Genomic DNA, 20,491 nt, shown 5'->3' with positions numbered 1-20,491 from the left:
CATCATCTCGCGTCCCGCCGAGGCCGGATCGCGGGGATCTCCGGGGGACGGCGGGTCAGGCGGTCTGCTGGATCTGCTGGAGGAAGACCGCGTTGGAGGGGGTCTCGCCGAGCCTGCCGGTGAGGAGCTCCAGGGCCTGCTGCCTCTCCAGGCCGCCCAGCGTGCGGCGCAGCCGCCAGGTGAGCTGCCGCTCCCGGGGGTCGAGGAGGATCTCCTCGCGGCGGGTGCCTGAGGCGTCGAGGTCGACGGCGGGGTAGAGGCGCTTGTCGGCGAGGGCGCGGCTGAGGCGCAGCTCCATGTTGCCGGTGCCCTTGAACTCCTCGAAGAGGCTGTCGTCCATCCGCGAGCCGGTCTCGACCAGCGCGGTGGCGAGGATGGTCAGCGAGCCGCCGTCGCGCAGGTTGCGCGCGGCGCCGAAGAAACGGCGCGGGGGGAGCAGGGCCGCGGCGTCGATGCCTCCGGCGAGGGTGCGCCCCCCGCCGGGGGCGAGGTTGTTGTACGCGCGGGCGAGCCGGGTGAGGGAGTCGAGGAGGAGGACGACGTCGTGCCCGGCCTCCGCGAGGCGCTTGGCGCGCTCGACGGCGAGTTCGGCGACGGCGGTGTGGTCGCGGTCGGAACGGTCGAACGTGGACGCGGCGACCTCGCCGTGGATGGACTCGCGCATCTCGGTGACCTCCTCGGGGCGCTCGCCGACGAGCACGACCATGAGGTGGCAGTCCGGGTGGTTGGCGGTGATCGCGGCCGCCAGGTCCTGCAGGACCATCGTCTTGCCCGCCTTGGGCGGGGCGACGATCAGCCCGCGCTGGCCCTTGCCGATCGGGGTGAACAGGTCGACGACCCTGCCGGTCAGCGATCCGGTCTCCAGGCGGAGCCGGTCGCGCGGGTGGATCGGGGTCATGTCCGCGAAGTCGGGCCGGTGCCGCCAGGTGGCGGCGCCGTTCACGCTCTCCACCCCCTCCAGCCTCTCGTACGGGGCGCGTGCGGTGGCCACGACGCGGTCGCCGGGGCGCAGGCCGTACTCGGAGATCTGGGAGTGGGGCACGCGGACGTCGCGAGGGGACGGCAGGTAACCGCCGGTCCGGATATATCCGGTGCGGTCGCGGATGTCGAGCAGGCCGGTCACGGTCTCGACGGGGGTGTCGCGCCCGGGGGACCGGCCGGTCGTGGCCGCGCCGTTCCGGCGGGGAGCCTTCCCGGTGCCGCCCGGGGCGTCTCCTCGGGGGCGCGGCACCTTCTTCGCGCTGATTTTCTCGATGGTGGGTTCCTTGAAAACGGGTTCCGCGGTCATGAGTGACCTTTCACGGGAGATGAGACCGCACGCCTGACACAGGGGCGGTGAGAGAGAAAACGAGAAACGGGGGCGGATCACCGCACGCGGCCTAGCCAGCTGTGCGTCACGCCCGGTATCACGGTAGCACCGTTGCCTCATCCCGAACAGGAGAGCGGATGCTACATCAGTCCATAACAGTCGCCGGGGTCGAGGTGTTCCCGCTGTGCGACGCGGTGGGGCCGATGGGCGACGCGATCCGGCGGCCGATGTCGCAGATGTTCCCCGGGGGCCGCCACGGCGAGCCGGACGAGTGGATCATGCACTTCCACTGCTACCTGCTGCGCGACGCGTCCGGCCGCACGGTGCTGGTCGACACCGGCATCGGCCCCCGCGACTCGCCCGCGGCGAGCTGGGCACCGGTCCCCGGCGCGCTGGACGCGGAGCTGGCCAGGGTGGGGACGGCTCCCGGAGAGGTGGACGCCGTGGTCATCACGCATCTGCACAGCGACCACGCGAGCGGCGCGGTGGTCGCGGGGTCACCGGTCTTCGGCAACGCCCGGCACGTCCTGCAGCGCGCCGAGATCGACGCGGCGGACGAGGCGGTCCTCGATCGCGTCGTCCGGCCGCTGGGCGAGCGGGTGCACGCGGTGGACGGCGGGGCGGAGGTGCTGCCCGGCGTCCGGGTGCTGCTCACGCCGGGCCACACCCCGGGCCACCAGGTCGTCCAGGTCGGTGACCTGGTGCTGACCGGCGACGTGGTGCTGCACCCGGTGCAACTGGAGGATCCGCGGGTGCCCTACCTCTACGACGCCGACCCCGAGCTGGCCGCGGCCACGCGGGTGGAGCTGCTCGACCGGGTCAGGGCGGAGGGCGGGACGATCGGCACCGCCCACTTCGCCGAGCCCTTCACAAGGCTCGTCTGAGCCGAGTCCTCCACAAGGATTATCTGAGCCGAGCGCTTCGCGTGAATCGTCTGAACCGGGTCTTTGGCGAGGTTCGTCCGAACCGGGTTCTTCGGGGTGTCAGGAGTTTGTCGAGGTGGCCGGGAGCCCGCGCCGCCGTGCCTTGCCCCGGTAGCGGATGACCTGGACGGCGCCCAGCGCCCAGATCGGGTACTGCGCGGCGAACGCCCACCGGAAGTCGTCCAGGCCGTTGTCGCCCATGAGGTCGAGGGTGACGCCGATCAGGGCGATCACCGACACGGACGCGACGAAGCCGCCGCCGTTCACGATGCCGGTGGCCGCGCCGATCCGGGTGGCCGGGTTGAAGGTCCTGGCGTAGTCGAAGCCGATCATCGACCCCGGGCCGTTCGCCGCCAGCACCACCACGAGCGCCACCAGCAGCCAGAGCGGCGCCCGTCCCGGCCAGACCAGCACGGCGGTCCACGCCCCGGCGGTGGTGCCGATCACGATGAGCACCATCCGGGAGCGGTGGAAGGGGAACCGCCCGGCGAGATAGCCGAGCAGCGGCCCGCACGCCATGCCGCACAGGGTGAGTGTGGTCAGCAGCACGCCCGCTGTCGCGGGGGTCAGCCCCTGTCCCCGGACCAGGAACGGATACCCCCACAGCAGCAGGAACGACGCCGCCGAGCACTGGGTGGCCGCGTGGGTCCACATGCCCAGCCGGGTGCCCGGCTCCGCCCAGGCGGCCTTCAGGCTCGGTGGCGCCCCCGTACGCTCGGGGCGGGCGTCGCGCAGCACCGTGACCAGCAGGAACGCGGAGACCAGGCCCACGACGGCGGCGCCCGCGAAGGTCGGCGTCCAGCCGTACGCGTGCAGGGAGTGGATGAGGGGCACCGCGGAGGCGATCGCGCCGAGCTGGCCGAACAGGCCGGTGAGCTGGACCATCAGCGGGTTGCGGTGGGCGGGGAAGGAGAGGCCGACCAGCCTGATCACGCTGATGAACGTCATCGCGTCCCCGCACCCGATCAGCGCCCGCCCGGCGATACCCGGCAGCAGCCCTCCGGACAGGGCGAAGACGAGCTCGCCGCAGGCCATCACCACGGCTCCCAGGACCAGCATGCGCTTGGAGCCGAGCCGGTCGACCAGCATCCCGACGGGCACCTGCATGCCCGCGTAGACCAGCAGCTGGCACATGGCCAGGACCGAGAGCCCCGACGCCCCGACGCCGAGCCTCGCCGCCGCCTCGATGCCCGCCACACCCAGCGACTGCCGGTGGAAGACGGCGACGACGTAGGCGAGTACACCCGTGGCCCAGAAGAGGATCGCCATGGACCGTGGTGTCATGGGGTAAATATTACTTTTTAGGTACTTTAAGCATGCAATCGGGTTGTCCGGGGCGCCGGGATCAGCGGCGCGGGTAGCGGATGAGCAGGCTGGCGTGGACCTCCTGGTCGCCGAGGACGACGTACGCGTGCGGGACGTCCGACCGCCAGGAGATGTGCTCGCCGGGACCGGCGCGCAGGGGAGCCCCGATCGGTCCCGCGCTGAGCGTTCCGGCGAAGACGGTCATGTGCTCGGTGACGCCCTCGTGGTGGGCGGGCGAGACCTGCGTCACCCCCGGGCGGATCACCATCCGGTAGAGCTCGTACGTGACCCCCTCGTCCTCGAAGACCTGGAGCAGCGTCCCCTCGGCGGCCGTCCCGTGGATGACGGGGGGTGCCTCGGCCGCCTCGCTCCCGCCCGCGTCCACCGGCGTCGCGCCGACGGCCATCGCCAGGGGGACGCCGAGCTCGGCGGTGATCGCCCATAGGGTCTCCAGGGTGGGGTTGCGGGTGCCGTTCTCCAGTCCGGAGAGCGTGGCCTTGCCGACACCGGCGCCACGGGCGAGGGCCGACAGGGAGATGCCGCGCTCCTCGCGCAGCCTGCGAATCCGCCGCCCGATGTCGAGCGTCCCGCCGTCCACGGCGGGCCTGACGAGCGCGTCACGGCCCGCCATGGCGGGCCGGTCGGACATGCCGGTGTCCGCGGTGGGGCGTTCAGAGGTGCCGGTGTCCGCGGCAGGCCGGTCGGACGTGCCGATGTCCGCGGTGGGCCGGTCGGGCGTGCCATCGTCCGTGGCGGGCCGGTTGGACGTTCCGGTGTCCGCGGCGAGGCGTTCAGGCGTGCCGGTGTCCGCGGTGAGGCGTTCGGGGGTGCCGTCGCCCGTGGCGGATCGGCCGGGCGTGCCGGTTTCCCCGGCGGGCCTGGGGCTTTGTGCTCCGGAGTCCATGGGGCTATCGTGCAGCACGAGGGCCGTTCCGTTTACGGAACGCCTGGCCGTTCGCAGAACACCCGGCGCCGTTCCCCCCGCGAGGACCGAAGATGACACGACTGCTTCAACCCGTGCTCGCCGGAGTCGTGACCGCGGTCGTCGGTTTCGCCAGCTCCTTCGCCGTGGTCCTGGCGGGGCTCAGGGCCGTGGGCGCCGACCAGCGGCAGGCGGCGTCGGGGCTGCTCGTCCTCTGCCTGGCCAACGGCGCGGTGGCCGTCTGGCTGGGGCTGCGGCAGCGCGTTCCGATCGTCATCGCCTGGTCCACCCCGGGGGCGGCGCTGCTGGTCGCGACCGGGACCGTGGAGGGCGGTTTCCCCGTCGCGGTCGGGGCGTTCACGGTCTCGGGGCTCCTCCTCACCGCCGCCGGACTCTTCCCCGTCCTGGGCCGGTGGATCGCGGCCATCCCCACGCCGATCGCCGGTGCCATGCTCGCCGGAGTCCTGCTCGACCTGTGTGTCGCGCCGGTCAGGGCACTCGCCGAGATACCGCTGATGGCGGGTCCCGTCGTGCTCACCTGGGCGCTGCTGAGCAGGTTCGCCCGCAGATGGGCGGTCCCGGTGGCCCTCCTCGTCGCCGTCGCGGCCATCGCCCTGACCGGTCCGGGGCTGGGGGCGGTGGACGTGCGGCCGGTGCTTGAGGTGACCGTCCCTTCCTGGAGCGCTCAGGCGATGGTCAGTATCGCGCTCCCGCTCTTCCTGGTCACCATGGCTTCGCAGAACGTGCCGGGCATGGCGGTCCTCGCCGGGTACGGCTACCGCCCCCCGCTGCGCGGGATCCTCGTCTCCACCGGCCTGGCGAGTACGCTCGGTGCCCCGCTGGGCGGCCACGCGGTGAACCTGGCGGCGATCAGCGCCGCGCTGGCGGCCGGGCCCGACGCCGACCCCGATCCGGCCCGCCGGTGGATCGCCTCGGTCACCTCGGGTGTCTCGATGATCGTCCTCGGCATCGGCTCGGGGCTGGCCACCGTGCTCGTCCTGCTCTCCCCGCCGCTGCTCGTCGAGGCCGTCGCCGGTCTCGCCCTGCTCGGCGCGCTCGTCTCGGCCCTCGCCTCCGCCGTCGCCGACCCCGAGGGCAGGGAGGCCGCGGCCGTCACCTTCGTGGTCACCGCGTCGGGACTGACGCTCCTGGGCGTGGGCGCCGCCTTCTGGGGGCTCGTCGCGGGCGGGCTCATGACACTCCTGCACCGTCGCGGGAAATCCTCCGGGACCCCGGCGGACGGGACCGTACCCGATGGCGAGGGGGGTCCGGACATGCCTCAGCCGGTGCGGCCCGAGGGGCGCACCGGCTGAGGGGAGACGTGGACTAGCGGTGGTCCGAGCGCCCGTGGCGACCGGCCACGAGCTGGTCGGTGGAGGACTGCCGAGGCACCTCGACCCGGGGGTGGGGCGCGGTGTTCTCGACACGGTCGTCGACGCCGTCGCGGTCGCGGTCGACCACGGGGGCCGTGGCGGTCGCGGGGGCCGCAGGGGTCGCGGGGGTCTCTTCGAGCTTGCGCTCCAGCTCCCGCTTCTCCTCCTCCAGGCGGGTGACGCGGTCACGCGCCTCCGTCCGCGAGGCGCGGAGCCTGCGACGCTTCGCGGCCGAGCGCCGCATACCGGAGAACACGATCCCCAGGCCGAGCAGGAAGACCGCTCCCGTCGCCACACCGGCGAAGAAGAGCTCCAGCTGGGTGAACTGGAACAGGCGGTCGAACACGGTGAAGGAAGCGGTGGTGGTCGATGCCGCGGTCTCGTCCCAGGAGACCGCGATCACGGTCGCACCCGCGAGTACGATCAAGAGAAGTCCCAGCACTATCATGTGGCTACCACCTCAGGCTTTGGCTGTTGTGATAGCCACTGCTGCCCCCGCCGGGCGGGATTATTCCTCGAATCCCGATGGTCGTCGGGGAATGTGCCGGACGGGCCACCTGGAGACGTCGCCGGGCGCCGCGCGAGGGGTGGAAAGTGTGATCTTCCCGATGATTTCCGGGCTGTCGCGGCAGGTCTAGGGTGGACGCCCATGGACCGTACCCGCCTGTATCGCAACGGCGTCCTGGAGGCCGAGGGCTTTCCCATCGACGACATCTCCGAGCACGTGGGGGACGAGTCCGCCGTCGTCTGGTTCGACCTCTGTTCGCCCACGCAGGCGGACCTGGCGAAGATCAGCGAAGAGCTGGGTCTCCACCCCCTCGCCGTCGAGGACGCCCTCCACAGTCACCAGCGTCCCAAGCTCGACACCTACGACAGTCACCTGTTCATCACCACCTACGCGACGAGGTTGATGGAGAAGGGGATCGACTTCATCGAGGTCTCGATCTTCGCGACCAAGAACGCCCTGGTCACCGTGAGGGAGAACCCCGAGTTCGACATCGACGCGGTGCTCAGGCGCTGGGACGCCAACTCCGTCATGGTCAAGTTCGGGGTGCCGTACCTGCTGCACGGCCTGCTCGACTACATCGTGGACGGCTACTTCGACGTGCTGCAGGGGGTGGACGACCGGGTCGAGGAGCTGGAGGACGATCTCTTCCAGGACAATCCCGGGGACATGCCGCACATCCAGCGCCGGACCTTCGAGATGCACAAGAAGCTGGTGCGCTTCCGGCGGCTGGCGGTGCCGACGCGCGAGGTCGTGGGCAGCCTGCTGCGCAGGCAGGACGTCCTGGATCCCAAGCTGGCCCCGTACTACCAGGACATCTACGACCACACCCTGCGCACCGCGGAGTGGAGCGAGTCCCTGCAGGACCTGGTGAGCAACGTCCGCGAGGCCCACATGAACCAGCAGGGGTTCCGGCTCAACGACATCATGAAGAAGATCACCAGCTGGGCGGCCATCATCGCGGTGCCCACGATGATCACCGGTTTCTACGGGCAGAACGTGCCCTACCCCGGCTTCGACCAGTCGATCGGGTTCTGGACGTCCACGATCCTGATCATCGTGGGCACCGTCCTGCTCTACCGGGCGTTCAAGAAGCGCAACTGGCTCTGACCCGGACGCTGTCCCGGGTCACCCGATCGGCCGGAAGGCCGCCCACCGTAGCCTGGCCTCAGGGGAGAACGGCCGGATCCGGCCCGGCAACCCGGCAGGTATCGGTGATCGGCGAAGGACGAGACCGCATGGCACGCGGACGGCTGCGCGTCTATCTGGGGGCGGCCCCCGGGGTGGGCAAGACCTTCGCGATGCTGGCCGAGGGGCGCAGGCGCCGCGAACGCGGCACCGACGTGGTGATCGGGCTGGTGGAGACGCACGGGCGGGAGCGCGTCGAGAAACTGCTGGAGGGGATGGAGATCGTCCCGCGCGTGGCGGTGGAGCATCGCGGGACCGTGGTCGGCGAGCTGGACGTCGACGCCGTCATCGCGAGGAGGCCGGGGGTCGTCCTGGTCGACGAGCTGGCCCACACCAACGTGCCGGGCTCGCGCAACGCCAAGCGCTGGCAGGACGTGGAGGAGATCCTGGAGTCCGGGATCGACGTCGTCTCCACCGTCAACGTCCAGCACCTGGAGTCGCTCCGCGACGCGGTCGAGGAGATCACCGGGGTGGTCCAGCGCGAGACGGTACCCGACGAGGTGGTGCGGCGGGCCGGGCAGGTGGAGCTGGTGGACATGACCCCGGAGGCGTTGCGCCGCCGGATGGCGCACGGCGACGTGTACGCGCCGGAGAAGGCGGACGCGGCACTGTCGAGATACTTCCGGCTGGACAACCTGACGGCGCTGCGCGAGCTGTCGCTGCTGTGGGTGGCGGGCAAGGTCGACGACCAGCTCGGCCGCTACCGCGCCGAGCACCGCGTCGCCGGGGTGTGGGAGACCCGGGAGCGGGTGGTGGTGGCGCTGGCGGGAGGCCCGGAGGGGGAGACCCTGGTACGCCGGGCGGCGCGGATCGCGGCCCGGTCCCCCCGGGCGGACCTGCTGGCGGTGCACGTGACGATGGCCGACGGGCTCGCGGGCGCCGACCCGGCGCACCTGGCCCGGCAGCGCGCGCTGGTGGAGAGCCTGGGCGGCAGCTACCACCAGGTGGTGGGCGACAACGTGTCGCGGGCGCTGCTGGAGTTCGCCCGGCGGGTGAACGCCACGCAGCTGGTGCTGGGGGTCTCCCGGCGCGGCTGGCTCGCCCGGATCCTCTCCCGGGGGGTCGGTGTGACCACGGCCGCGTACTCGGGGACCGTCGACGTCCACATGATCACCCACGAGGAGGCGGGGGAGTTCGGCGGACGTGGCCCGTCGCGCGCCGCGCTCACCCGTTCCCGCAGGTTGGCGGGGTGGGGGACGGCACTGCTCGGACTCCCCCTGCTCACCGCCGCCCTCCTGGAGTTCAGACAGGCGACGACGCTGCCGAGCGTGATACTGCTCTTCCTGCTGATGGTGGTCTGCGTCGCGCTGGCCGGTGGCATGTGGCCCGCGATCACCGCCGCGGTGGCCGGTTTCGCCCTCCTCAACTGGTTCTTCACGCCGCCGTTCCACTCGCTGGCCGTGACGCGGCCGGAGAACCTGCTCGCCCTGGTCGTCTACGTGCTGGTCGCGATCATGGTGAGCGCGGTCGTCGACCTCGCGGCCCGCCGCGCCAGGGAGGCCGCCCGCGCGGGTGCGGAGGCCGAGGTGCTGGCGACCCTCGCCGGGTACGTGCTGCGGGGCGAGGCGGCGCTGCCGTCCCTGCTCTCCCGGCTAAGGGAGACCTTCGGGCTGACCTCCGTCACCCTGCTGGAACGCCGCAGCGGTGACCCGTCCGGCCCATCCGGCCCATCCGGCCCGTCCGGTTCTGAGGGGCCGGGTGGGCCGGACGATCCGGACGGCTGGCGGATCGTGGCGACCGGGGGCGGGGAGCCGTCCACCCGTCCCGGCGTCGCCGACACCGACGTGGTCGTCGACGACGATCTGGTGCTGGCCGTACGCGGACGGCTGCCCGGGGCGTCCGGCCGCAGGGTGCTGGAGGCGTTCGCCGCCGAGGCCGCGGTGGCGCTGCGCCACCAGCGCCTCGCCGAGCAGGCGGAACGGCTGCGTCCGCTCGCCGAGGCCGACAGGATGCGCACCGCGCTGCTCGCCGCGGTCAGCCACGACCTGCGCACCCCGCTCGCCTCGGCCAGGGCCGCCGTGGAGGGCCTGCGCGCCACCGACGTCGACTGGTCGCCGCAGGACAGGGAGGAGTTGCTCGCCACCGCCGGAGAGTCCCTGACCAAGCTGGACCGCCTGGTCGCCAACCTGCTCGACATGAGCCGCCTGCAGGCGGGGGTGCTCGGGCTGACGCTGGAACCGACGGCACTTGAGGACGTCGTCCCCCGGGTCATCGACGACCTGGGCCCGCTCCGCGACCGGGCGCGCGCCCGCCTGCCCGAGGACCTCCCGGATATCGCCGCCGACCCGGTGCTGCTCGAACGCGTACTGGTCAACCTCGTCTCCAACGCCGTCCGCCACAGCCCGCCGGGCGTCGCCGTGCTGGTCGGCGCGGGCGTGAGCGGCGACGACGGCGAGCACGTGGAGATCAGGGTCGTCGACCGGGGGCCCGGCATCCCCGAGGAGGCGCGCGACCGGGTCTTCATGCCCTTCCAGCGGCTCGGCGACCGTGACAACGCCACCGGTGTCGGTCTCGGCCTCGCGCTCTCCCGGGGGCTGGCGGAGGCCATGGGCGGCACCCTCGTACCGGACGAGACACCGGGCGGTGGCCTCACCATGACTGTGACCCTGCCCGTCTTCCCGCGGCACCGGGCCGCGCCCGAACCCGTGGAGGACCCGTGACGCGCATCCTCGTCGTCGACGACGAGCCCCAGCTCCTGCGGGCGCTGCGGATCAACCTGGCCGCCCGCCGGTACGAGGTGGCCGTTGCCGCAGACGGCGCCGCCGCGCTGCGCCAGGCCGCCGACTGGCACCCCGACCTGGTCGTGCTCGACCTCGGCCTGCCCGACATGGACGGGGTGGACGTCATCCACGGCCTGCGCGGCTGGACCAGCGTCCCGATCATCGTGCTGTCCGGCAGGGTCGAGGGCCACGACAAGGTGGAGGCCCTGGACGCGGGCGCGGACGACTACGTCATCAAGCCGTTCGGCGTCGACGAGCTGCTCGCCAGGATCCGCGCGGTGTCGCGCCGCACCTTCGCCCCCGAGGAGGAACCGGCCCGGTTCGTGATCGGCGAGCACGAGGTGGACCTGGCGGGCAAGACCGTCTCGGGCGGCGTGCGGCTCACGCCCACCGAGTGGCGCCTGCTGGAGATCCTGGTCCGCAACCCCGGCAAGCTGATCACCCAGCGCCGCCTGCTGAACGATGTCTGGGGCGCCTCCTACAGCAAGGAGACCAACTACCTTCGCCAGTACATGGCCCAGATGCGCAAGAAACTGGAGCGCGACCCGGCCCACCCGGTCCATCTGCTCACCGAACCGGGCATGGGCTACCGCTTCCAGCCCTGACCGGCCCCCTCCGGGTACGGTCTCAACCCGCGGACACCCCTGTGTCAACCACTGGATTACCGGGAATCGGTCAAGCATGAGCCCGTAGACCCTTCTGGAGGCATGGGTGAGCACGCGGGGGGTGGTCACCGTGATGCTCGGCGCCGCGGTGCTCTTCTCACTGTCGACGCACGGTGGCGACACGCGTGCGCGGGCCGCGCCGGCCCGGGTCGCGCCGCTGGACAACCCGGACGGGCTGCGCCCCGGTCTGGCGCCTGTCAGGTCGGCGGGAGACCGGGGCGCCGCCGTCAGGCTGATCGGGAAGCTCCGGGTCAGGCCGATGGGTTCCAAGGCGGGGTACGGCCGGACCAGGTTCGGCGAGAACTGGGCCGACACCGCCAAGGGGGTGCCGTACGCGCGCAACGGCTGCGGCACCCGCGACGACCTGCTGGCCCGCGACGGCGAGGACGTGCGCTACCGCCGCGGATCCGAGTGCGTGGTCGTCTCCATGAGGCTGCGCGACCCCTACACCGGCCGGACCGTCCGCTGGACCAAGAAGCGCTCCGACGAGATCCAGGTCGACCACGTGGTCCCGCTGTCCTACGAGTGGCGGATGGGGGCCTCCCGCTGGCCGCTGTCCAAGCGGAAGCGCATCGCCAACGACCCGCTCAACCTCCTCCCGGTGTACGGCGACGCCAACGAGGCCAAGGGCGGTTCGGGGCCCGCGTCCTGGCTCCCTCCCGTACGCGGGGTCCGCTGCGCGTACGTCGTCCGCTTCGCCCAGGTGGCCCTGAAGTACAACCTGCCGGTCACCCGCGCGGACAAGAACGTCATGCTCGCCCAGTGCCGGTGACCTCCGCGCGGCCGTCCGGAGGCGGGTGCCGCCCGGGAGACGGGTGCCGTCCGGAAGGACGGGTGTCGCTCAGAGGTCAGAGGGCAGAGGTCGGAAGTGGGTGTCGCTCAGAAGCGGCGGAGCAGGGCCTGTTTGGCGGTGGTGAACTCCTCGTCGGTGAGGATGCCGTCCCTGTGCAGCTCGCCGAGCTCGCGCAGGCGGCGCAGGAGCGAGTCCGGGTCGTCACCGCCGACGGGGGCCGCGGGGGACTCGATCGCCAGGGGCTCGGCGGCGGGAGGTAGCTGGGCGTCCGAGGGGTGCGGCAGCCTGGCGAGGACCGCGGCGACGAGCAGTGCCGTCGTGCGGGTCTCCTTGTCGAAACCCCACAGGACCAGGCAGGCCGGGTCGTGCTTGGGAGCGAGCTTGTGCGGTGCCGCGCCTCTCACGTGGAAACGGAGGTAGCCGTTCTCCAGGCCCGCGGTCGGGAACCACTCCACGCCGTCCAGGTCCTTCAGCGCGAACCGCTGGGGACCGGCCGACTTCTTGCCCTCCTCCGTGGCCCAGTTCCATTCGAGGCGGATCGACTCGCCGTCGAACGTCGCCGTACCGTCGCCCGCGGGAACCACCACGGGCAGCGCCGGGCCCGGCATGAGGTAGCGCTCCGAGGGACCGTCCGGCACCTGCTCGATCACCAGCGCGTTGCGCACCTCGTCGACGAAGTACTCGGCGACGCCGGTGCGGTCGGCGTCCACGGCCAGCTGGTAGGGGTCGGCGGCGTCGGCGATCCGCCCGCGTGCCGCCTGGTTGAACGGGTCGGCGCCCTCCCGCAGGCGCAACCGCAGCCTGCCGCCCTTCTTGCCGGGCTCGTACGCGATGCCGGCCACCGCCTCCAGCGGCACCCGCACCTCGCCCAGCAGCTGCCGCAGCTTCTTCACGCTTCGGTCGCGACCGGGCACGATCCGCAGGATCTCACCGTCGAACGTCCAGGTTCCGTCACGCCCCATGACCTCCGCCATACGGTGATCGTATGGCGAGCCGGTGGTACGACGCTCGTGATGGAGCGGCTGATTTATCTCCGACCGGCCCGGCGTGAACGGCCCGCGCGACCGGCCCGGCCCGGACAGCCCGCGCGACCGGCCCGGTGCGAGCGGTCCGGTGCGACCGGTCCGGTGCGAGCGGCCCGGTGCGAGCGGGCTGGCGTGACCGGTCTGGCGTGACCGGCCCGGCTTCCGGTCGGGCGGAGCGGTCTTCTATTCTTCGAAGTCACCCAGGCCACCTTCGGAGCCGCTCCCTCGCCGTCTTTCCAGCCGGTCGCCGGCCGCCTCCGGAGCCGATCACCAGCAGGCGAAGGAACTCCCGTGACCTCTCCGGCCCTCACCATCGACGAGCTGACCGCCCAGCGGGACGCCGCCCGGCGTGACTACGACGCGCTCGTCCGGCGCGGTCTGTCCCTCGACCTGACGCGGGGCAAGCCGTCGGCGCGGCAGCTCGACCTCTCCGAGGCGCTGCTGGACCTGCCCGGCGGTCACAGCGCCGCGGACGGCACCGACTGCCGCAACTACGGCGGGCTCCAGGGCCTGGCCGAGCTCAGGGAGATCTTCAGCGGCCCGCTCCAGGTGCCCGCCGCGCAGCTCGTCGCCGCGGACAACTCCAGCCTCTCGCTGATGCACGACTCGATCGTCCACGCCCTGCTCGGCGCGCTGCCCGGCGCCGAGCGCCGCTGGGCCGACGAGCCGAGGGTCGCGTTCCTGTGCCCGGTTCCCGGGTACGACCGCCACTTCGCCCTGTGCGAGCGGTTCGGCATCGAGCTGATCCCCGTGCCGATGAACGCCGAAGGGCCGGACATGGACGTCGTGGAGCGTCTCGTGCTCGACGACCCCCAGGTCAAGGGCATCTGGTGCGTGCCCAAGTACAGCAACCCCAGCGGTGTCTCCTACGGGGACGAGACGGTGCGGCGCCTGGCGGCCATGCCGGTCGCCGCCCCGGACTTCCGGATCTTCTGGGACAACGCCTACGCCGTGCACCACCTGACCGACACGCCCGCGGAGATCGCCGACATCCTGGCGCTGTGCGCCGAGAACGGCAACCCCGACCGCGTCTTCGTCTTCGGCTCCACCTCGAAGATCACCTTCGCCGGTTCCGGTGTCTCCTTCTTCGGGTCGTCCCCGACCAACGTGGCCTGGCTGCTCGGGCACACCGCCAAGCGCACCATCGGCCCCGACAAGATCAACCACCTTCGCCACGTGGAGTTCCTCCGCGACGAGAACGGCCTGGCCGAGCACATGCGCCGCCACCGGGAGCTGCTCCGGCCGAAGTTCGACGCGGTCGAGACGATCCTCACGAAGGAACTCGGCGGCACCGGCCTGGCGACCTGGTCCAGCCCCTCGGGCGGCTACTTCATCAGCCTCGACGTGCTGGAGGGATGCGCTCGCGAGGTGGTGCGGCGGGCGGGAGAGGCGGGCATCGCCCTCACCCCCGCGGGCGCCACCCACCCGTACGCGACGGACCCCCGCGACAGCACCATCCGCATCGCCCCCACCTACCCGGAGCTCGACGAGGTGGAGCTGGCCATCTCCGGCCTCGCCACCTGTGTGCGCCTCGTCGCCACCGAGAAGCTCCTGGGCCGCGCAGGCTAGGTGCCCGTCGCCCTGTCGTTCCGTCGGTTTCGTCGCAGGAGGTCCCGCGCGTCCCGTTGCTCCCCCGGGCGGGTCTTCGTGCCGGAGGGAGCAACGGTCCGTGCCGCCGATCCCACGTTTCGTGTCCGGCCGTCAAGGAGGTGTCAGGGTAGGGCGGAGGAGCGTCAGGGTGTCGTCCAGAACCGCTTGATCCGCCCTTGTCCGAACTAGCGTCCCCTGTGTACGGCCATTCGGCCGGGCCGCGAAAGCAGGAGGAGGCATGGGCGTCTCGCACGCGGGTGAAACACCGTCGCCGCTCCCCGCCGACCTGCGCCCGGGGGACCTCATCGCGCTGGCGGCCACCGGGGCCCACCACTACTCGATGGCCTCGACCCACAACCTCATGGGCAGGCCACCGGTCGTCGCCGTGCACAACGGCCGGGCGAGGCTGCTCGTCCGCAGGGAGGTGGAACAGGACCTGATGCGCCGCGACGTGGGCCTGTAGGGCGGGTCTGCGGGGGCGGCCCACGGGGTCGGTGGCGGGCGAGAACAGCGTAAACGAACGTAGGGAAAGGGTGAAGAAAGCATATCGACATTGGCGTGCGGGCATTTCCCGGGATTTCATGGAGGGGCAGAGATCTGTTCCCCGGCAAACGTCTGTTCCGCAACGAATGTCCGTTTTGTGAAAGGAGTGGATGCGATGTTCGGGTCCGAACCGGTGGGGTTCTCGCTCACCGGGGGGTTCGTCACCGTCGTCGTCACGGCCGCGACCGCCTCGCTGCTCCTCGCTCCGGCGGAGGTCGCCGGTCGCGTACTGATCATGGCGGTCGCCGTGTGCGCCTACGCCGCCTGCGGGGTCCGGGCCGGGGTCGCGCTGGCGACGGCCGTCATGGCGTGGTTCTTCGCCACCGGATTCCTGGTCAACGCTGCCGGGGAGCTCAGCTTCGGCAGGCCGGATCTGCTCCGCCTCGGCCTGTTCGTCGTCGTCGCGCTGGGCGCGAACGCGTGCACCGCCGTGTGCCGGGCGGTCGCCGTCAGGCGCCGCCTCCGCGTCCCGCTGCCCGGCGAGGACCCCTCGCTGCTCGTCCTCGCCCGGAACTGACGCGCTCCACGGCCCGCGTGCCCGTGCGTTCACGTGTTCACGCGCTCGCGGGGCATCGCGCGACAGGTGCGTTCGAGGGATTCGACATGGCGAACGCCGTGCCCGGCCGGTGCCGGGCACGGCGTTCGCCGCTATCACGTCAGGCGCTCGTCCCGTCGGGCTACGAAGGACTTCAGAGCGCGGGTGTCTCGTCGGTGAACCTGTCGCAGTTCGCGGGGTACGCGGGAGGCCCGAGAGGCGTTCCGGGAGCGTAGAAGCCCCCCGTCAGCGGAACCGGCCGCCCGAGAAGGCACTTCGTCCGGGCGACCTGGCCGGCCGAATTCTGGACCGTGAGGTGAAGGTACGGAAGGGCGCCGTCCTGGAGGATCGTCGTCGAGACGTCCATGGCGTCGGCGGGATGACCGTGGATCTTCGAGAGGCTGTGCCAGGACGGAGTCGTTCGCGGGTCGCGGATATGTGCCGTCCCGTCGTTCCGGATCGACGCGGTGATCGGCTCGGAAAGCAGGTACGACACGGACACGGCGGACGCCGGTGCCGCGGGGCCCGCCGGACCCGCGGGTCCCTCAGGACCGGCCGCGCCCGGCACGCCCGCGGCGCCCGTGGCACCGGTCGGTCCCACCGGTCCGGTGGCACCCGGTTCGCCCGCCGGGCCGGCAGGTCCCGCCGCGCCGTCCGCTCCCGCGGGCCCGGCGGCGCCGATGGCTCCTTCTGGTCCCGCCGGTCCCGCGGGTCCTTCCGGCCCGATCGGGCCTATCGGTCCTTGGGGTCCCGCCGGTCCTTCGGGTCCGATCGGCCCGATCGGTCCCGTGAGCCCTTCGGGTCCGACCGGTCCGGCGGGCCCTGCCGGACCCATCGGCCCGGCCGGGCCTGTGGCACCCGTCGCGCCCGCGGGTCCCATCGCGCCTGCCGGGCCCGGCGCACCTGGTACGCCGGGGGCACCGGTGTCCCCTTTCGCCCCTGTCGCTCCCGTCGGTCCGGCGGGACCGGCGATTCCCTTGGCGCCTGCCGGGCCCGCCGCCCCAGCGGGTCCCACCGGACCCACGGGGCCGAGTAGTCCGAGCGGACCGAGCGGGCCGTCCGGAGGGCTCGTTTTGGTGGGGTCCACCGGGGTCGGGGATTCCGTCGGCAGCCCGGGGCCCAACGGCTTCTTTCCGCTGTTCCGGCCGCCCCTGCTCTTTCCGCTGTCCCGGTCGTTCCTGCTGGGACGGTCGCGGTCGCACACGCAGTTCAGCTGCCCCCGGCACTTGCAGGTTTTCTGGCCGAGGGTTCTCCCCGAGGGGACACGCACGTCGTCCAGCGCGCCGGTCATTCTCCGAACCGGAACGGTCTCGCCGCCGGTGTCTCGTGTGTTGAGAAGAATGGTGCCTGTGGTATCGGTTACGGCGTTGGCCGGCGTCTGGCAGGAAAGTGCCAGAACGGCGCCGATTGCTGTTGTCGCGACGGACCAGTTTCGAGCGCATTTGCCGGAATTAATGGTTTGAGCCCGTCTTTTACCGCTAGAAGTCATCGCATTCCATGTCTTTTGTGATTCCAGGGAATCGGATTGCTTGAACCGCGACGGTGGCGGCAAGCAGGAGTTACCCGATGATCGACACGGCAAAGCTCAGACCTGGTTAACGAGGTTTAAACATATTCGTCAACGATGGGAATGTGTCCGGGTTGTTGAGCTTGAAAGCCATGTGCTCCAGAGGTCTCCTGTTCTGTGATTAATAGCCGGAGTTCGGGGCCCTTGGGCGTCGCGAGAATTTTGGTGTGATTCCCCGATCGCGGCCCACGGTGAGATCGCCGCGATTTCTCCGGTGGTCCCGGCGTTGAGGAAAAGGATTTTTTGGATGATTATCCGAATAAAAGTCAGTGGCGCGCGCCGCTGATCTTCCGCCCCCCGCCCGATGCCTCCAGGCGCCTTCGCACCGTCGGAACGAGCCGGACGCCGTGCGCCTGGCCGGAGTCCAGCTAGCTGGACTCCCTGACCACGAGCTGGGTCGGAAGGATCACCGGGGTAGCGGGCTCGCCTCTCAGCAGGCTGAGCAGCAGGCGGGCCGAGGCGGCGGCCTGCTCGCCCATGGGGCTGCGCACCGTGGTGAGCGGGGGATCGGTGTAGAGGGCCGCCTCGATGTCGTCGTACCCCACCACCGCCACGTCGTCGGGCACCCGCCGGCCCGCCCGGCGCAGCGCCCGCATGGCGCCGATCGCCATCAGGTCGTTGGCGGCGAACACCGCGTCCAGCGCGGGGTCGTCCTCAAGCAGCTGCGCCATGGCCTCGGCCCCGGAGATCCGGGTGAAGTCGCCGATGGCCACGATCGAGCGCCGTCCGGTCTCGCTCAGGACCTCGCGGTAGGCGCCGATCCTGTCCTGGGCGGCGGACATGTCCAGCGGGCCGGAGATCGTGGCGATCCGGCGCCGTCCCCGTTCCAGCAGGTGCCGTACCGCCTGCGCGGCCCCGTCGGTGTTGTCGTTGTCGACCCACGGCACGTTCACCCGGGAGGCGGGCCTGCCGTGGGAGACGAGGGGGACGCCCGTGGCGGCGAGCGCCGCCGGCAGGGGGTCGGCGCCGTGCATCGACACGAGCATGACCGCGTCCACATGGCGGGCGGCCACGAACTGCCGGGCCCGTACGCGGGCGTCGTCGGAGCCCGCGAGCATGAGCATGACCTGCTTGCCCGCCGCCTCGAACTCGCGGCTGGCCGCGCGCACGACCATGGAGAACATCGGGTCGTCGGAGACGAGCCCGGCCGACGGGTCGGAGACGATCACCGCGATGGAGTCGGTGCGCCGGGTGACCAGGCTGCGCGCCGCGGCGTTGGGGATGTAACCCAGCTCGTTCACCGCCCGCATGACGAGGTCGCGGATGTCGGTGGCGACCGTCGGCTCGCCGTTCACCACCCTGGAGACCGTTGACTTGGACACGCCGGCCCGGGTGGCGACAGCCTCCAGGGTGGGTCGTCTCATGTGGTTCTCCCGCAGTTCGTACCGCCGGTTGGTCGGTGGTGCCTGAACGTGCGGTCCCACCCTTTCCAAAGCTTAGCTCGGTGATCATGAAGAGAGCGCTCCCTCACAAAGGGTGACCGGAAGGGAGATTTCTGTCAATGCCCTGAATGACGCCGAATTTTCCTTCGCGGCGGACGGCGGAGGAAATCTGGGAAAGCGCTACCCGCAAAGGATCTTCTTAGGCCCAGCTCACAGCGTGTTGTAACGATGCAAAGGATTATCCGGGAGCGCTCCCCCAGGTGTGCAGTTGATTGCCAGATCGTGTGTAGTCCGTTTCATCCTGGTTAAACGGACACTTGACAGCCGCTGTCGGACGAGAGCAATCTCTGGTTGAGAGAGCGCTCCCCGACTCGATACCGGTACGCACCCCCCACCCCCCGAGGAGACGCGATGCCCTCGTCCCGAAGTCCCGGCCGCCGCATGGCCCTGCTGATAGCCGCGGCAGTCACCCTCGTCACGTCCTGTCTCGCGGTCATGCCCGCGGCGGCGGCCGACGCCCTGATCTCCCAGGGCAAGACGGCGACCGCCTCGTCCTCGGAGAACGTGGCCTTCCCCGCGTCCGCGGCCGTGGACGGCAACGCGGGCACCCGCTGGTCCAGCGGGTTCAGCGACCCACAGTGGATCCAGGTCGACCTCGGTGCCAGCGCGACCATCACGCAGGTGACGCTGAACTGGGAGGCCGCCTACGGCAGGGCCTTCCAGATCCAGACCTCGCCCAACGGCACCACCTGGACCCCGATCTACTCCACGACCACCGGCGCCGGCGGCAACCAGACGCTGGCCGTCAACGGCACCGGCCGCTACGTGCGCGTGTACGGCACCCAGCGCGCCACCGCGTACGGCTACTCGCTGTGGGAGTTCCAGGTCTACGGGACCATCGGCGGCGGCAACCCCGACCCCGACCCCGACCCGGGCGCGCTCAAGCTGCTGTCCTACGGCAAGCCCGGCGCGGCCTCGACCTCGCAGAGCGACGGCAACTGCTGGGAGTGCACCCCGGCGCGGGCGTTCGACCGCGACGCCGCCTCCCGCTGGGCGACCAGCTCCACCACCGGCTGGGTCGACCCCGGCTGGATCTCCGTCGACCTCGGCGCGACAGCGCAGATCAAGCAGGTCGTCCTCCAGTGGGACCCGGCCTACGCCAGGGCGTTCCAGATCCAGGTCTCGGACAACAACAGCACCTGGACGCCGATCTACTCCACGACGACCGGCACCGGTTTCAAGCAGACGCTGACCGTGAACGGCACCGGCCGCTACGTGCGCATGTACGGCACGCAGCGCGCCACCCCGTACGGTTACTCGCTGTGGGAGTTCCAGGTCTGGGGCACCGGTGGCGCCCCGATCACGCCGCCGCCGCTCCCGCCGGACCCGGCCAACCCGCCGACGACGCTCGTCTGGAGTGACGAGTTCAACGGTGGCGCGGGCACCAGGCCCGACGCGGCCAAGTGGACGCAGGACCCCGGCACCGGCCCGAACAACGAGCTTGAGTACTACAAGCCCGAGAACACCGCGATGGACGGCGCCGGCAACCTCGTCATCACGGCGCGGCAGGAGACCACCGCCGGATCGTCCTGCCCCGGCGGACCCTGCCGGTACACCTCCGGCCGCATCAACACCGGCGGCAAGTTCACCTTCACGTACGGCAAGGTCGAGGCGCGCGTCAAGGTCCCGAAGGGCAACGGCCTGTGGCCGGCGTTCTGGATGATGGGCGCCGACTTCCTCACCGGCAGGCCCTGGCCGTACAACGGGGAGATCGACATCCTCGAGGTGCTCGGCAAGGACGTCAAGACCTCCTACTCGACCATCCACGCCCCCGCCTACAACGGTGGCGGCGGCATCGGCTCCCCCTACACGCTGCCCAACGGCGCGGACTTCTCCGACGACTTCCACGTCTGGGCCGCGACCTGGGACAGCAAGGGCATCGTCTACACCCTGGACGGCCGGACGGTCCTCACCCTGAGCAAGGCGCAGGTCGAGGCGACGCGCGGGCCGTGGGTCTTCGACCACCCGTTCTACATCATCCTCAACCTCGCGGTGGGCGGTGACTGGCCCGGCCCGCCGGACGCCAGCACCGGCTTCCCCAAGCAGATGCTCGTCGACTATGTGCGCGTCTACAAGTAACCCCCTC

General features: G+C 71.3%; 17 protein-coding genes. 10 read left to right on the top strand and 7 right to left on the bottom strand.

Annotated features, from left to right (window positions below; translation table 11 throughout):
- Nucleotides 1-55: 55 nt before the first annotated feature.
- Entirely contained in the window at nt 56-1,288 is a 1,233-nt protein-coding gene (gene rho / locus ABD817_RS03325; RefSeq protein ID WP_344914791.1) for a transcription termination factor Rho, read from the bottom strand.
- Between the two features lie 158 nt (nt 1,289-1,446).
- Here rho and ABD817_RS03320 point away from each other — a divergent pair, with 158 nt between their 5' ends.
- Nucleotides 1,447-2,193, top strand: a complete 747-nt coding sequence (locus ABD817_RS03320) for an MBL fold metallo-hydrolase (protein WP_344914789.1) — start codon at nt 1,447-1,449, stop codon at nt 2,191-2,193.
- 99 nt (nt 2,194-2,292) lie between these two features.
- On the opposite strand, the gene ABD817_RS03315 is transcribed toward ABD817_RS03320, so the two are convergent.
- Both ABD817_RS03315 and ABD817_RS03310 read right to left on the bottom strand, forming a co-directional pair.
- Entirely contained in the window at nt 2,293-3,516 is a 1,224-nt protein-coding gene (locus ABD817_RS03315; protein WP_344914787.1) for an MFS transporter, read from the bottom strand.
- 61 nt (nt 3,517-3,577) lie between these two features.
- On the bottom strand, nt 3,578-4,441 hold the full coding sequence (locus ABD817_RS03310; protein ID WP_344914785.1) for a helix-turn-helix domain-containing protein: 864 nt from the start codon (nt 4,439-4,441) through the stop codon (nt 3,578-3,580).
- Nucleotides 4,442-4,533: 92 nt separating this feature from the next.
- Here ABD817_RS03310 and ABD817_RS03305 point away from each other — a divergent pair, with 92 nt between their 5' ends.
- Nucleotides 4,534-5,772, top strand: coding sequence for a benzoate/H(+) symporter BenE family transporter (locus ABD817_RS03305; protein WP_344914783.1), 1,239 nt, complete (start codon nt 4,534-4,536; stop codon nt 5,770-5,772).
- A gap of 13 nt (nt 5,773-5,785) precedes the next feature.
- Here the strand turns inward: ABD817_RS03305 and ABD817_RS03300 are convergent, their stop codons facing one another.
- Entirely contained in the window at nt 5,786-6,259 is a 474-nt protein-coding gene (locus ABD817_RS03300; protein ID WP_344914782.1) for a hypothetical protein, read from the bottom strand.
- Between the two features lie 222 nt (nt 6,260-6,481).
- Between ABD817_RS03300 and ABD817_RS03295 the strand changes: the two genes are divergently transcribed.
- From ABD817_RS03295 to ABD817_RS03280, 4 genes are all read left to right on the top strand, one after another.
- Nucleotides 6,482-7,447, top strand: a complete 966-nt coding sequence (locus ABD817_RS03295; RefSeq protein WP_344914780.1) for a magnesium transporter CorA family protein — start codon at nt 6,482-6,484, stop codon at nt 7,445-7,447.
- Between the two features lie 128 nt (nt 7,448-7,575).
- Complete coding sequence (locus ABD817_RS03290) at nt 7,576-10,185, top strand: sensor histidine kinase (protein WP_344914778.1); 2,610 nt, start codon at nt 7,576-7,578, stop codon at nt 10,183-10,185.
- Nucleotides 10,182-10,850 carry a response regulator gene (locus ABD817_RS03285; RefSeq protein ID WP_344914776.1) on the top strand — a complete coding sequence of 223 codons (669 nt, stop codon included), beginning with the start codon at nt 10,182-10,184 and terminating at the stop codon, nt 10,848-10,850. Before ABD817_RS03290 ends, ABD817_RS03285 begins: the two co-directional genes overlap by 4 nt.
- Nucleotides 10,851-10,956: 106 nt before the next feature.
- Nucleotides 10,957-11,682: an HNH endonuclease family protein gene (locus ABD817_RS03280; RefSeq protein ID WP_344914774.1), complete on the top strand. Its 726-nt coding sequence runs from the start codon at nt 10,957-10,959 to the stop codon at nt 11,680-11,682.
- 107 nt (nt 11,683-11,789) lie between these two features.
- On the opposite strand, the gene ABD817_RS03275 is transcribed toward ABD817_RS03280, so the two are convergent.
- A complete protein-coding gene (locus tag ABD817_RS03275) occupies nt 11,790-12,677 on the bottom strand; it encodes a DUF4429 domain-containing protein (protein ID WP_344914772.1) in 888 nt (295 codons plus the stop codon).
- A 342-nt stretch (nt 12,678-13,019) separates the two neighbouring features.
- On the opposite strand from ABD817_RS03275, the gene ABD817_RS03270 reads away from it, so the two are divergent.
- The 3 genes from ABD817_RS03270 to ABD817_RS03260 all read left to right on the top strand — a co-directional run bounded on the left by ABD817_RS03270 (nt 13,020) and on the right by ABD817_RS03260 (nt 15,378).
- Complete coding sequence (locus ABD817_RS03270; protein WP_344914770.1) at nt 13,020-14,297, top strand: aspartate aminotransferase type Ic; 1,278 nt, start codon at nt 13,020-13,022, stop codon at nt 14,295-14,297.
- Between the two features lie 259 nt (nt 14,298-14,556).
- Nucleotides 14,557-14,781 (top strand): hypothetical protein, encoded by a 225-nt coding sequence (locus ABD817_RS03265; RefSeq protein WP_425583239.1) that lies wholly within the window; start codon nt 14,557-14,559, stop codon nt 14,779-14,781.
- A 195-nt stretch (nt 14,782-14,976) separates the two neighbouring features.
- Nucleotides 14,977-15,378 carry a hypothetical protein gene (locus ABD817_RS03260; protein WP_344914769.1) on the top strand — a complete coding sequence of 134 codons (402 nt, stop codon included), beginning with the start codon at nt 14,977-14,979 and terminating at the stop codon, nt 15,376-15,378.
- Between the two features lie 172 nt (nt 15,379-15,550).
- Here ABD817_RS03260 and ABD817_RS03255 read toward each other — a convergent pair whose 3' ends face one another.
- Both ABD817_RS03255 and ABD817_RS03250 read right to left on the bottom strand, forming a co-directional pair.
- Entirely contained in the window at nt 15,551-15,892 is a 342-nt protein-coding gene (locus ABD817_RS03255; protein WP_344914767.1) for a hypothetical protein, read from the bottom strand.
- A gap of 1,439 nt (nt 15,893-17,331) precedes the next feature.
- Entirely contained in the window at nt 17,332-18,327 is a 996-nt protein-coding gene (locus ABD817_RS03250) for a LacI family DNA-binding transcriptional regulator (protein ID WP_344914765.1), read from the bottom strand.
- 429 nt (nt 18,328-18,756) lie between these two features.
- On the opposite strand from ABD817_RS03250, the gene ABD817_RS03245 reads away from it, so the two are divergent.
- Nucleotides 18,757-20,484 carry a discoidin domain-containing protein gene (locus ABD817_RS03245; RefSeq protein ID WP_344914763.1) on the top strand — a complete coding sequence of 576 codons (1,728 nt, stop codon included), beginning with the start codon at nt 18,757-18,759 and terminating at the stop codon, nt 20,482-20,484.
- The last annotated feature ends 7 nt before the right edge of the window (nt 20,485-20,491 follow it).

This window comes from Streptosporangium oxazolinicum (assembly GCF_039537505.1).
Taxonomy (GTDB): Bacteria; Actinomycetota; Actinomycetes; order Streptosporangiales; family Streptosporangiaceae; genus Streptosporangium; species Streptosporangium oxazolinicum.
The sequence above is the reverse complement of the archived record's forward strand: the minus strand, read 5'-3'. Positions and strand labels throughout refer to the sequence as shown.